Here is a 12,525-nt window from a genome sequence, read left to right as displayed (position 1 = left end):
GCCGCCTGGGCCCGTCGAGCACCTCGACAGGCCCAGGACGCGACGGCCCCTTGCGGGGAGGGGTCACGGGCCGCCGCTCTTGACGCGGTCGCCGTAGCGCTCCCGCAACCGCTCGTTGTTCTCGTCGCCGCCCGGGATGTTGGCGGAGATGAGGATCGGCACCTCCTGGCCGGCCTCCACCAGCAGCCCGCAGACCTCGGTGACGAGCATCTGGGCGATCAGCGTGCTGGTGACGGTGGAGGTGGCGAGCACCGCGCCGCGCGGGCGGCCCTCGGGGTCAGCCGGCAGCTCGAGCTCCGCGTCGCCGAACACCCCGCGGTTGTCGATCACCACGTCGGCCAGCTCGAACAGCCGCAGACCGCTCGGGTGCCGGGAGGTGATCCGGGTGGTGTGGTCCATCGAGGTCACCGCGACCAGGCGGTGGCCGCGCTCCTTGACCAGCCGGGCCAGCTCGACGGTGGAGCCGTTGCCGCCGGAGTTCGAGCAGATGATGAACACGTCAGCCGGGTCGATGACGTGCACGGCCAGCAGCTGGGCCGCCAGCGAGGGGTCGCGCTCGAGGTAGGGGTCCATCACCTCCTCCGGCGTCAGGTCGCCGTAGAAGGTCAGGTCGGACAGCGAGATGCGGTTGGCGGGCACCAGGCCCCCGGCGCGGCCGGCGATCTCGGAGGCGAAGCTGCGGGAGTGGCCGGTCCCGAAGACCTGGATCACCCCGCCCGCGGTGAGCGACTCGACCACGAGGGCCGCGGCGGCCGCGATCTGCTCCTGCTGGCTGTCCACGACCTTGTCGAAGGCCTCCCGCAGCACCCGGGCGGCGGTCTGCTGGTTGACGCTGGGATGACTCATCGCTACCTCTTCCGACGGCCGCTGGTAACCGTTGTCCTCGCGAGCGGCTGGTTGGTGGGAATCCTACAGAGCGAGGGCCCTAGGCTCAGCCCATGACGCTGGCGGAAACGGTACGGGCTCAACAGCCTTCGGTGCGGGCCGACCTCGAGGCCCTGGTGGCGGTCCCGTCGGTGAGCGCCGACCCCGCGCGGTCGGGTGAGGTGGAGCGCAGCGCCGGGCAGGTGGCCGACCTGCTGCGCGACCTCGGCTGCCCCGACGTCCAGGTGGTCCGGGTGGAGGGCGGGCAGCCGGCGGTGATCGGGCGCTTCCCCGCCCCCGACGGCGCACCGACGGTCTGCCTGTACGCCCACCACGACGTGCAGCCCGAGGGCGACCTGGCGCTGTGGACCAGCCCGCCGTTCACGGCGACCGAGCGGGATGGGCGGCTGTTCGGCCGCGGGACGGCGGACGACAAGGGCGGGCTGGCCGTGCACCTGGCCGCCCTGCGCGCCTTCGACGGCCGCCCGCCGGTCGGGGTCACCGTCTTCGTCGAGGGGGAGGAGGAGATCGGCTCGCCGACCCTGGCCCGGCTGCTCGACGAGCACCGCGCCAGCCTGGCCGCCGACGTCTTCGTCATCGCCGACTCCTCCAACTGGGCCGTCGGGCAGCCGGCGTTCACCACGTCCCTGCGCGGGCTGGGCGACTGCGTCATCGAGCTGCGCACCCTCGACCACGCCATCCACTCCGGCTCCTACGGCGGGGTGGTGCCGGACGCCCTGACCACGCTGTGCCGGCTGCTGGCCACGCTGCACGACGAGCGCGGGGACGTCGCCGTCGCCGGCCTGGCCACCAGTCCGCCGCCCGACCTGGTCTACCCCGAGGACCGGCTGCGCGCCGAGTCCGGGCTGCTGGACGGCGTGCAGCAGATCGGCACCGGCAGCGTCGTCGAGCGCCTGTGGTGCAAGCCGGCTCTCGCGGTGATCGCCCTGGACGCCACCCCGGTCGACCGCGCGTCCAACACCCTCGCCCCGGTCGCCCGGGCCAAGATCAGCCTGCGCCTCGCGCCCGGCGACGACGCCCGCGCCGCGATGGTCCGGCTGGTCGAGCACCTGCACGCCCACACGCCGTGGGGGGCTCAGCTGACGGTGCTCGAGGGCGACACGGGCGAGCCCAGCACCGTCGCGTTCGCCGGGCCAGTGGCCGAGGTGGCGCGCCGGGCGTTCGCCGAGGCCTGGGGCGTCGAGCCGGTCTTCATCGGGCAGGGCGGCTCGATCCCGATGGTCGCCGACTTCAGCACCGCGTTCCCCACCGCCACCGTGCTGGTCACCGCGGTCGGCGACCCGGACACCCGGGCGCACGGCGCGGACGAGTCCCTGCACCTCGGCGACTTCGAGGCCGCGTGCGTGGCTGAGGCCCTGCTGCTGCAGGGGATCGCCGACCTGCCGACCGGCTGACCCGCCGGCCGCGACCGCTGCGGCCGGCGCCCGGGTACCGGCCGCGGGAGGACTCGGGAATGTCGGAGGAGGAACGGTTGCTGCACAGCACAGCACCCGGTCCGACCGGGTGCACGGCAACGGCGCCTCCATCCGATCTCTGGTGGGAGGACCCCATGAAGAACTTCGTCACGTCCGCTCTGCACGCCCTCGAGGCCCGTCGGGCCGACCACGCCTGGTCGCGGCTGGACCGGCAGCTCGGCTACCCGGCGCTCGACCCCAACCCGGTCGAGGACACCACGGAGATGCGTCACTTCCTCGCGGTGCAGACCTCGCAGACCGTCTGAGCCGCGACTCAGCACCAGGACCGTCCGGCGCACCGCGCCGGGCGGTCCTGTGCTCTCCGGCGGCCCTCCGGGCGTCAGCCGGGACGGACCGGCGCGACCGCGACGACGTGGTGCTCGGGCAGGCTGTCCCGGAAGCGGCCGGTGAGCCGCTCCCGTTCGGCCCGGGGCAGCTCACCCCAGCAGCGCAGCCGGCTCAGGCCGCCGTCGGGGTGGACGTCGATCCGCAGGTGCGTCGCCGGCCGCCGGGCGTGCACCGCGAACCGGTGGCGGGTGTCGACCAGCACGGGCACCCGCGGCAGCAGGTCCCACCAGGACGCGGGGTCGGTCAGCGGCGCCGTCTCCTCGTCGGCGGCGCTCACCCGCACCTGGCCCGGCGCGTTCCCCACGAAGTAGGAGGTGTCCACCTCCAGCTGGGTGGGCTCGCCCCGGGCGGCGAGCCGGAACAGCGCCCAGTCGTTGCCGGGACCGCGCCGCCGGGCGTTCTCCCAGCCCTCGCCCATGATCCGGGCGCGACCGGGGCGGATGAGGTTCTCCGGCGAGGAGTAGAAGGCGTCGGAGGTGTCGAGCAGCCGTCCGCCGTTCTCGAGGGCCAGCAGGTCGACGGTGCCGGGCAGCTCCCGCGGGTCGAGCACGGCCTCGCCGTGCACCCGGAAGCGGGCCACCCCGCCGTCGGGGTCGATGGTCAGCCGCACGTGCGTCCAGCGACGGTCGCTCGTCACCGCGTAGAGGTTCTCGCGGTCGCCGCCGCAGGCTGAGCGCTCGACGAGCGTCGTCCAGGCGAGCTGCTCGAGCGCCGCGGGCGGCGGGTAGCCCTCGACCGAGACGGCCTCGACGGAGACGAAGGGCGGGTAGTTGCCGCGGAAGAACGCGGTGTCGACGACGACGCCGTGCACGATGCCCGGCACGCCCAGCCGGACGACCGCCCAGTCCTGGCCCGGCTCCCGCCGTCGCCGGGTCTCCCAGCCGTCGTAGATCTTCCCGCTGTGCCCGAACGCGTCGACGGCGTGCACGGCGGGGCCCGGCACGATCAGGCTCTGCCGCGGCGCGAACAGCTCGTCGTTCGCGCTCACCACGCTGCCGGCGAGGTCGCGCGAGGCGAGGTCGGGGTAGCGCCGGAACTCGGTCATGAGGTCTCCTCGCGGCGGAGCAGCCGGCCCGCCGTGGTCTGGTCGGTGACGGGACGGCCCGCCAGGTAGGTCCGGCGGACCATCCCCCGCAGCCGCTGCCCGTCGTAGGGGCTGACGGGGTTCCGGTGCCGCAGGCGGGCGGCGTCGACGACGTGCTCCTCCTCGGGGGCCAGGACCACGAGGTCGGCGGGCGAGCCGACGGCGACCCGGCCCCGGCCCGCCAGCCCGACGAGGTCGGCCGGGCCGCTCGCCATCCAGCGGACGACGTCCTCGAGGCCGAGGCCCCGCTCGCGGGCCGCCGTCCAGACCAGCGGCAGCCCGAGCTGGAGGGAGGCGATGCCGCCCCAGGCCGCGCCGAAGTCGCCCTCGGCCAGCAGCTTGAGGTCCGCGGTGGCGGGGGAGTGGTCCGACACGACGACGTCGACGACCCCGTCCACCAGCCCCTGCCAGAGCCGGTCGGCGTTGGCGGCGTCCCGGACCGGCGGGCAGCACTTGAACGCGGTCTGGCCGTCGCCGACCCGCTCGGCCGCCAGCGTCAGGTAGTGCGGGCAGGTCTCGACGGTGACCCGGACGCCGTCGGCCCGGGCCGCGGCCAGGGTTGGCAGGGCGTCGGCGGCCGACAGGTGCACGATGTGCGTCCGGCACCCGGTGGCGCGGGCGGCCGCCAGCACGGTGTCGATCGCCCGCAGCTCCGCCTCGACCGGGCGCGAGCCGAGGAACTCCGCGTAGCGGGTGGTGTGCGGCACGGCGTGCGCGGCGATGACGTCCGGGTCCTCGGCGTGCACGACGAGCAGGCCGTCGAACGCGGCGATCTCGCCCATCGCCTCCCGCAGCTGGGTCGCGGAGAGCGCCGGGAACTCCGGCACCCCCGAGTCCAGCAGGAAGCACTTGAACCCGTAGACGCCCGCGGCGTGCAGTGCGGCCAGCCCGCCCAGGCTGGCGGGTACCGCCCCGCCCCAGAAGCCGACGTCGACCGCCACGGCCCCCTGCGCCGCCGCGCGCTTCACCTCCAGCGCCGGCACCGAGGTGGTGGCGGGGATGGAGTTGAGCGGCATGTCGACCAGCGTGGTGACGCCGCCGGCCGCCGCGGCACGGGTGGCGGTGGCGAACCCCTCCCACGCCGTCCGGCCCGGCTCGTTGACGTGCACGTGGGTGTCCACGAGACCGGGCAGCAGCACCTCGTCGTCGGCCAGCTCGATCACGGTCGAGTCGGCGTCGTGGGCCACCGTGGGGGACTGGCCGGAGAGCGACTCGACGGTGACGACGCGCCCGCCGCTGACCGCGACCCGGCGCAGCACCACCCCGTCCTCGGTCAGCACCCGGCCCCGGAACTCGAGGTCGACGGCGCCGGTCACGCCCGGGGGGCGGGTCACGCCAGCCACCGCCGGGCGATGGCGGCCCCGGTCTCCTCCAGCAGCGGACCGGCGTGCGCGATGCTGCGGGCGGCGTCGGGCTCAAGGGCGCTGAGCGGGAGCACGCCGGCGAACCCCGCCGCCCGGCTCTCCGCCTCGCTCAGCAGGCTGCGGCCCGCGACCACGACCACGGGGACGCCGACGGAGCCCGCCCGGTCGAGCACGCCGACGGGCGCCTTGCCGGCCAGCGACTGGGCGTCCAGCGAGCCCTCGCCCGTCACCACCAGCGACGCGCCGGCCAGCCGCTCGTCGAAGCCGACGAGGTCGAGCACCAGCTCGATGCCCGAGCGCATCTCCGCGGCGAGCAGGGCGAGCGCGGCGAACCCGGTGCCCCCGGCGGCGCCCGCGCCCGGGTCGCCGGCGTGGTCGGACCCCGTGGCTGCCGCGACCACCGCCGCCCACCGGGTCAGGGCCGCGTCCAGCTGGGCCACCTGCGCGGCGTCCGCCCCCTTCTGCGGTCCGAACACCGCCGCCGCGCCGTCGGGTCCCAGCAGCGGGGAGCTGACGTCGCTGGCCACCAGCACCCGGACCCCGGCGAGCCGGTCGCGGAGCGGGCCGAGGTCGACGGTGGCGACCTGCGCCAGCGCGGCTCCGCCCGGCGGCAGCTCCCGACCGGCGGCGTCGAGCAGCCGGGCGCCGAGGGCCTGCGCCAGACCGGCCCCGCCGTCGGTGGAGGCGCTCCCGCCCAGGCCCAGCACCAGCTCGCGGACGCCGGTGTCCAGCGCGTGCCGCACCACCTGGCCGAGCCCGGTGGTGGAGGCGTGCAGGGGGTCGGGCCGACCGCCCGGCAGCAGGTCGAGACCGACGACGGCGGCCAGCTCGACGACGGCCCGGTCGCCCCGGCGGGCGTAGCGGGCGGTCGACGGCTCCCCGGTCGGCCCGGTCGCGGACGTCTCCACCGCGGTGTAGCCGGCCGTCAGCGCCGCGGCCACCGTCCCGTCGCCGCCGTCGGCCACCGGGAGCTCCACAACGTCGAGACCCGGACGGGCGCGGCGCAGGCCGCGGGCCACGGCAGCGGCCACCTCGACGGCGGGCAGGCAGCCCTTGAACTTGTCCGGGGCCACGAGCACACGTCGCGGCGGCGGGGCGGGAGTCGCAGGCTGGGGCACCGGGGGCCTCTCCGGACGGGGTCGCGGACCCGCACCAGGGTAGGGAGGGGCGGGCCGTCGCGTCGACGGCGGGGCCGCCGGTGGACCGCGCCCGTCGACCCGGGGGACCCTCCGGGCCCCGGGGTCGGTCGTGTGACAGGTCCCGCCCCCGTGTTGTGGCCCCCGCCCCGGAGTGCAAGCATCAAGCGTGGTCACCAACTACGCCCAGACGATCGCCTACCCGGCCCCCGGCTCGCGGCCCTCGCGCAACGGGCTGGAGGTCCTCCAGCCGCACGTCATCGTCCTGTTCGGGGCGACGGGCGACCTGTCGCGGCGCAAGCTGCTGCCCGGGCTCGCGCACCTCGCCCTCTCGGCCCTGGCCCCGGACATCCAGGTGATCGGCACCTCGCTGGAGGACTACACCGAGGACTCGTTCCGGGAGTTCGCCCGGCAGGCGGTCACGGAGTTCACCCACCACCCGCTGAGCGACGAGCAGTGGACCCAGTTCGCGCAGCGGCTGACCTACGTGCCGCAGAGCGCGGGCCCCGACGGTCTCGGCGACGCCGTCCGGCTGGCCGAGGAGCGGCTGGGCGGCGAGGTCGGCCGGCTGCACTACATGAGCGTCCCGCCGGCGGCGGCGCCCGCGGTGATCAACACCCTCCGCGAGGCGAACCTCGTCGAGCGCTCGCGGGTGGTGATGGAGAAGCCCTTCGGCACCGACCTGCGCAGCGCCATCCTGCTCAACGACCAGGTGCACGAGACCTTCCGGGAGCGGCAGATCTTCCGGATCGACCACTTCCTGGGCAAGGAGGCGGCCCAGAACATCCTGGCCTTCCGGTTCGCCAACGGGCTGTTCGAGCCGATCTGGAACCGCAACTTCATCGACCACGTGCAGATCGACATCCCCGAGACGCTGGGCCTGGACCGCCGCGCCGGTTTCTACGAGGCCACCGGCGCCTACAAGGACATGGTGGTGACGCACCTGTTCCAGGTGCTGGCCTTCGTCGCCATGGAGCCCCCGACGGCGCTGGAGCCGCGGGCCATCAGCGAGGAGAAGAACAAGGTCTTCCGCTCGATGCTGCCGCTGAACCCGAACGACGTGGTCCGCGGCCAGTACGCCGGGTACCGGGACGAGGAGGGGGTCGCGCGCGACTCCGACACCGAGACCTTCATCGCCCTGAAGGCAGGCATCGACAACTGGCGCTGGGCCGGCGTGCCCTTCTACTGCCGGACGGGCAAGCGGATGGCGGAGGGTCAGCGGATCATCTCGATCGCCTTCAAGGAGGCGCCCAAGTCGATGTTCCCGGGCGGCTCCGGCGTCGGGGCCTCCGGCCCGGACCACCTGACCTTCGACCTGGCCGACGAGTCCAAGGTCTCGCTGTCCTTCTACGGCAAGCGGCCCGGCCCCGGCATGAAGCTGGACAAGCTGAGCATGCAGTTCTCGACGCAGGAGACCGACCGCGCCGGCGACGTGCTGGAGGCCTACGAGCGGCTGATCATGGACGCGATGCGGGACGACCACACGCTGTTCACCACCGCCGAGGGCATCGAGAGCCTCTGGGAGCGCTCGGAGCCGCTGCTGCAGAACCCCCCGCCGGTGAAGCCTTACGCCCCCGGCTCCTGGGGTCCGAACGCCATCCACCAGCTCGTCGCCCCGCACGCCTGGCGGCTGCCGTTCGAGCGCGTGTGGCGGACCCGGCGCAGCTGAATTCGGCGCTGCTCGGGAAAGCCGGCCCTGAAGGCGGCTCCCGGCCCTTCGGATAGCCGCGAGAATGGCTATTCCGGCGGCATTCCTCAGGATCTGCTCAGGTCTGCGTGGCGCGTCGGGAAGTCGTTGCTGAGGTGGCCCTACACTCTTTTCTGTCAGAACAACTCGGGGTGTGGAAAGGGACATGAGCGTGGCGCAGAAGACCATCGTCAAGACGTACGACGATCTTGACGGCAGTGAGATCGACGCCGAGGGGAAGAGCGTCTCGTTCTCCTTCGACGGGACGTCGTACGAGATCGACCTCAGCGGCAAGAACGTCGCGAAGATGCGCGAGGACTTCCGCGTCTACATCGACAAGGCCCGCAAGGTGAGCAACCGCGGCCGAGGCTCCGCCCGGTCGGAACCGGCCCCGCTGGACACCAAGGCGGTCCGGGCCTGGGCCGAGGAGCAGGGCCTGGAGGTCTCCGCCCGCGGACGGCTCTCCTCCGAGCTCATCGAGCAGTACCGCGCCGCCCACTGAGCGCCGGAGACGCCCGCCGCCGGGTCCGCCACGGGCGGGCCCGGCGGCGTCGTCTCGACCCGGGATCGGGAGCGGGAACGTGGTTCCGGACCTCCGGCGGAATACCCTTTCCCGACCGCTCGACGACGTCCTCGCCGGTGCTGGACCATGCACCGCGCGGGGTCCGGGTGTTTCGCCACCCCGTCGTGGGAGCGCTCTCCTCAGCGACCACGACCCGGCGGCTGTGAAAGGGCTGTGCGAGGGTCGTCCCGGCCGACGTGCGGCCCGGGCGGAAAGGGCGCGGTGACCGGGGCATGATGCGCAGATGAGCACCCGACGACGCGCCCTCCTGGTCGGCGCCACCAGCCAGATCGGCCACGGCCTGGCCGTCGAGCTGGCCTCGCTCGGTCACGACCTCGTGCTCTGGGGTCGCCGGGCCGCGGAGCTCCAGGCCGCCGCCGCGCAGTGCCGGGCTGAGGGGGCCGAGGTCCGCACCCTCGCCGTCGACGTCGCCGACGACGCCGCCCTCGGCGACGCCGTCCGGGGCCTCGCCGACCGGCCGCTGCACGTCGCCGTCTGGACGCCGGGCCTCTTCGACTGGGGGTCCGCCGCCGGCGCCGACCCGGCGGCGTGGCGGAGGCTGATGGACGTCAACGTGACGGCCCCGGCCGTCTTCACGGCCCTGGTCGCCCCGCTGCTGGTGGCCGCAGCACCGTCGTCGCTGGTCTACCTCGGCTCGGGCGCAGGTCACCAGGCCTACCCCGACAACGCGGCCTACGTCGCGAGCAAGCACGGGCTGACCGGCCTCGCCCGGGCGACGTTCCTCGACCTGCGCGACGCGGCGGTCAAGGTCAGCCTCATCTCGCCCGGGCTGGTCGCGGCGGGCGGCGGGCTGCTGTCACCCGCCGGTCAGCAGCGGCCGCAGGACCTGCTGGCCGTCGCCGACGTCGCGGCTGCGCTCCGCTTCGTCCTCACGTCGTCGCCGTCCTGCTGCCCCACCGAGATCCAGCTGCAGCCGCTGCGCTCACCGGTCGGCTGAGCGCGTCCTCAACCCACCCGCCGGTCGGCGAGCGCCGCGACGACGGCCAGGTCGGCCCCCGTCAGCGCCGCGACCTCCGCGGCGGTCACCGCCCCGCAGTGCGCGCCCCGGACCAGGGCGGCGGCCAGCGCCTGCGCGGTGGCCGGCTCGTCCAGCGCCCCGCCGTCGGCGCGGCCGGCGAGGTAGTGCCGGAGCCGCTGACCCGTGCTCGTCAGGCCGGTGCGGAAGAAGAGGTAGGTGCTGAGGTAGCGCGTCGGCAGCTGGGCCGGGTGCAGGTCCCAGCCCTGGTAGAAGCCGCGTTCCAGCGAGCGGCGGACCAGCCGGGCGTGCCGCGCCCAGCCGGCGTGCACGGCCGCGCGGTCGCCGACGGGCAGCAGGTTGGTGGAGCCGTCGCTGACCCGGACCCCGGTCCCGGCGGCGGCCAGCTGCAGGACGGCCTTCGCGTGGTCGGCCGCGGGGTGGTCGAGCGCCTGGAACCCGCCGGCGACGCCCAGGGCCGCGGTGTAGTCGTAGGTGCCGAAGTGCAGGCCGCTGCAGCGGCCGGCCGCCGCGTGCACCATCGGCGCCACGCCGGCGGTGCCGTCGGCCAGCAGCACCGCCTGCGGGGTCTCCACCTGGATCTCGAAGCGCAGCACGCCGTCCGGCAGGCCGTGGCCGCGCTCGAGGCGCCGGCAGACGTCGACCATGGCGTCCACCTGGGCGACCGAGGTCACCTTCGGCAGGGTCAGGACGAAGCCGGCCGGGAGGCCGGCGTCGGCCAGCAGCGCCCCGAGCAGCAGGTCGAGGCTGCGCAGCCCCCGGCGCCGGGTGCCGGCCTCGAGCGACTTGAAGCGCACCCCGAGGTAGGGCGGAGCGGTGCCGGCGGCCACCGCGGCGGCCAGCGCCGTCCCGGCCGCGAGCGCGTCGGCGTCCTCCTCGGCGTCGGGCCGGGTGCCGTAGCCGTCCTCGAGGTCCACCCGGAGGTCCTCGACGGGTTCGCGGTCCAGCTTGGCCAGCACCAGGTCCCAGACGTCGGCGACGTCCGCCGCCGGGAGGCCGGTGGCGGCCGCGAGGGCGTCGGGGCCGGCGGCGTGCCGGCGGAGCGCCTCCCGGGCCTGCGCGCCCCAGGCGGGGGCGAGGTCGGCGTGCACCCGGTCGGCCGGGACGTAGACGGTGTGCACGGGCTGCCGGTCGGTGCGGTCGCCCGGGTAGCGGGCCAGCCGGTCGGCGTCGGCGGGGGCGAGGGCGGCGTCGACGGCGTCGAGGTCGGCCGCCGACAGCCCGGTGCGCTGCGGCCCCCGGTCCGCCGCGGTCACCGCTGGCCCCGGACGATCGCCCCGGCCACCCGCAGGAACTCGTCCGCCGCGTGGGCGCCGAGGTGGTCGCCCAGGCAGTGGTGGCGGTAGGCCAGCCGCCGCTCCCGCAGCGGGTCGTCGCCCAGCAGGTGGCCGAGGGCGCCGTCCAGCGTCGACAGGTCCTTCTCGATGACGTAGGAGACCCGCGCCATCGGGAACTCGTCGGTGAAGGCGCTCCCGGACGTCCGGATCGCCACCATGGCCAGCGGCTTGCCCGAGGCGAGGAAGTCCGACGCCACCGAGCTGACGTCGGTCACCAGCGCGTCCACGGCGTTGATGCAGGCGGGGATGTCGCGGTCGGTCTCGGCCGCCGGACCCCAGACGTGCGCGCGGCCGGTGGCGGCCTGGTCGGCGGCCAGCTGCTGCTGGACCCGGTGGATGACGGCGGCGTCCTCGGGCTCGTTGTAGCTGAGCGGGTGGGGCCGGAAGACCACGGTCGCGCCGCGGGCGAGCAGGGCCTCGACGACCTGCTCCGCGAGGGGCAGCGAGGAGTAGTTGGTGGCCGGACGCCCGCCCCGCCAGGTCGGCGCGTACAGGACGGTGCGGGGCGCGTCGGCCGGCAGCGGCTCGTCGTGCACCTCGATCCGCTCGACCTGCGGGCGGCCGACGACGACGAAGCGCTCCGGCGGCACGTGCACACCGTGGGCCGCGTAGCGCTCCACCCCCTGCTGCCCGGAGACGAACAGCTTGTCGTAGGTCGCGTGCCGGGCGCTGAAGTTGGCCGCCTTGTCGGAGTCGCCGTGGTTGAGCCAGACGTGGGTGAGCTGGCGGTAGCGCTGGAAGAAGGAGTTGGCCGCGCTGCCCTGCACGTAGAAGGCGGCCTTCATCGACGGCACCACCAGCTGGTCGAGGGTGCCGACGGTGCTGTTCTTGCGCGGCACCAGGACCGGCGCCGAGGTCAGCGAGGCGATCACGGGCACGGTCTCCGGAACCCGCGTGATGACCACGAAGGGCACGCCGAGGCGCTCCAGGTAGGGCAGCCACATGCCCAGCTGGTAGCGCGCCCCCTGGACGGTCGCGTAGTAGACGACGAAGGCCGGCTGGTGGGCGACGAGCGCCTTGCGGAGCCCGCGCGCCGCCCGCCGGGCCACCAGGTTCGCCCGGCCGGCGTGCACCAGGAGAGCCGCGGCGGTGGCCAGGGCGAGCAGGCCGGCGACCAGGTGCAGCCAGCCGGGCGCCGCCAGCAGGGCTAGCAGCCAGCCGAGGGCGGTGACGCCGAGGGTCATCCACGGCAGGGTGCGGGTCGGGAAGGGGGGCTCGGGCACCGTCGGCACGCCGGGCAGGTTGACCGCGACCGTCGCGGTCTTGGTCAGCATGCTGCGCAGCGTGCTCTCGGCGAGGACCGCCAGCAGGGCCACGCCGGTCCCCAGCCAGATCCACACCGGGTCCTCGGGACGGCGGGCCAGCAGGGCGCCGGCGACGGCCACCAGCAGCACCAGCCGGGCGCCGACGTAGGCGCCGAGCAGCTCGGGCCGGCGTGCCTCGCTGCGCCGCAGCAGCCAGGCCACCAGGCCCAGCGCGACGAGGCCCGCCGCGACCCCGACGAGGCGTCCCGTCGTGCCCGCGGCGAAGAGCAGCACCAGCGACACGACGGCGGCGCCCTGCGCCCCGTTCTGGACCAGCAGGTCGACCATCTTGGACCGGCTGGACCCGAGCACGCCCGACCACCCGCTCAGGCTCAGGACGCGGGGTCGTCGCGTGGCAGACATGCCG

11 protein-coding genes are annotated in these 12,525 nt (G+C 75.0%); 5 read left to right on the top strand and 6 right to left on the bottom strand.

What is annotated here, in order from left to right; translation table 11 throughout:
- Nucleotides 1-63: 63 nt before the first annotated feature.
- Nucleotides 64-846 (bottom strand): sugar isomerase domain-containing protein, encoded by a 783-nt coding sequence (locus tag BLT72_RS19810; RefSeq protein ID WP_091415219.1) that lies wholly within the window; start codon nt 844-846, stop codon nt 64-66.
- A gap of 92 nt (nt 847-938) precedes the next feature.
- Here BLT72_RS19810 and BLT72_RS19805 point away from each other — a divergent pair, with 92 nt between their 5' ends.
- Nucleotides 939-2,279, top strand: coding sequence for a dipeptidase (locus BLT72_RS19805; RefSeq protein ID WP_091415217.1), 1,341 nt, complete (start codon nt 939-941; stop codon nt 2,277-2,279).
- Between the two features lie 155 nt (nt 2,280-2,434).
- Nucleotides 2,435-2,605 (top strand): hypothetical protein, encoded by a 171-nt coding sequence (locus BLT72_RS22415; RefSeq protein WP_157720583.1) that lies wholly within the window; start codon nt 2,435-2,437, stop codon nt 2,603-2,605.
- A 74-nt stretch (nt 2,606-2,679) separates the two neighbouring features.
- Here the strand turns inward: BLT72_RS22415 and alc are convergent, their stop codons facing one another.
- From alc to BLT72_RS19790, 3 genes are read right to left on the bottom strand one after another with little or no spacing between them, the layout of a single operon-like run.
- On the bottom strand, nt 2,680-3,732 hold the full coding sequence (gene alc, locus BLT72_RS19800; RefSeq protein ID WP_091415215.1) for an allantoicase: 1,053 nt from the start codon (nt 3,730-3,732) through the stop codon (nt 2,680-2,682).
- Entirely contained in the window at nt 3,729-5,105 is a 1,377-nt protein-coding gene (gene allB / locus BLT72_RS19795) for an allantoinase AllB (protein ID WP_231930186.1), read from the bottom strand. Before allB ends, alc begins: the two co-directional genes overlap by 4 nt.
- On the bottom strand, nt 5,102-6,208 hold the full coding sequence (locus BLT72_RS19790) for a glycerate kinase (RefSeq protein ID WP_231930184.1): 1,107 nt from the start codon (nt 6,206-6,208) through the stop codon (nt 5,102-5,104). Before BLT72_RS19790 ends, allB begins: the two co-directional genes overlap by 4 nt.
- A gap of 232 nt (nt 6,209-6,440) precedes the next feature.
- Between BLT72_RS19790 and zwf the strand changes: the two genes are divergently transcribed.
- From zwf to BLT72_RS19775, 3 genes are all read left to right on the top strand, one after another.
- Nucleotides 6,441-7,940: a glucose-6-phosphate dehydrogenase gene (gene zwf, locus BLT72_RS19785; protein WP_091415210.1), complete on the top strand. Its 1,500-nt coding sequence runs from the start codon at nt 6,441-6,443 to the stop codon at nt 7,938-7,940.
- Nucleotides 7,941-8,124: 184 nt separating this feature from the next.
- On the top strand, nt 8,125-8,460 hold the full coding sequence (locus tag BLT72_RS19780) for a histone-like nucleoid-structuring protein Lsr2 (protein ID WP_231930182.1): 336 nt from the start codon (nt 8,125-8,127) through the stop codon (nt 8,458-8,460).
- 304 nt (nt 8,461-8,764) lie between these two features.
- Nucleotides 8,765-9,478: an SDR family NAD(P)-dependent oxidoreductase gene (locus tag BLT72_RS19775; protein ID WP_091415207.1), complete on the top strand. Its 714-nt coding sequence runs from the start codon at nt 8,765-8,767 to the stop codon at nt 9,476-9,478.
- Nucleotides 9,479-9,486: 8 nt separating this feature from the next.
- On the opposite strand, the gene BLT72_RS19770 is transcribed toward BLT72_RS19775, so the two are convergent.
- On the bottom strand, nt 9,487-10,773 hold the full coding sequence (locus BLT72_RS19770) for a DUF6986 family protein (protein ID WP_231930181.1): 1,287 nt from the start codon (nt 10,771-10,773) through the stop codon (nt 9,487-9,489).
- Complete coding sequence (locus tag BLT72_RS19765; RefSeq protein WP_091415204.1) at nt 10,770-12,521, bottom strand: CDP-glycerol glycerophosphotransferase family protein; 1,752 nt, start codon at nt 12,519-12,521, stop codon at nt 10,770-10,772. Before BLT72_RS19765 ends, BLT72_RS19770 begins: the two co-directional genes overlap by 4 nt.
- Nucleotides 12,522-12,525 lie beyond the last annotated feature (4 nt).

Source organism: Friedmanniella luteola (assembly GCF_900105065.1).
GTDB lineage: Bacteria > Actinomycetota > Actinomycetes > Propionibacteriales > Propionibacteriaceae > Microlunatus > Microlunatus luteolus.
The sequence above is the reverse complement of the archived record's forward strand: the minus strand, read 5'-3'. Positions and strand labels throughout refer to the sequence as shown.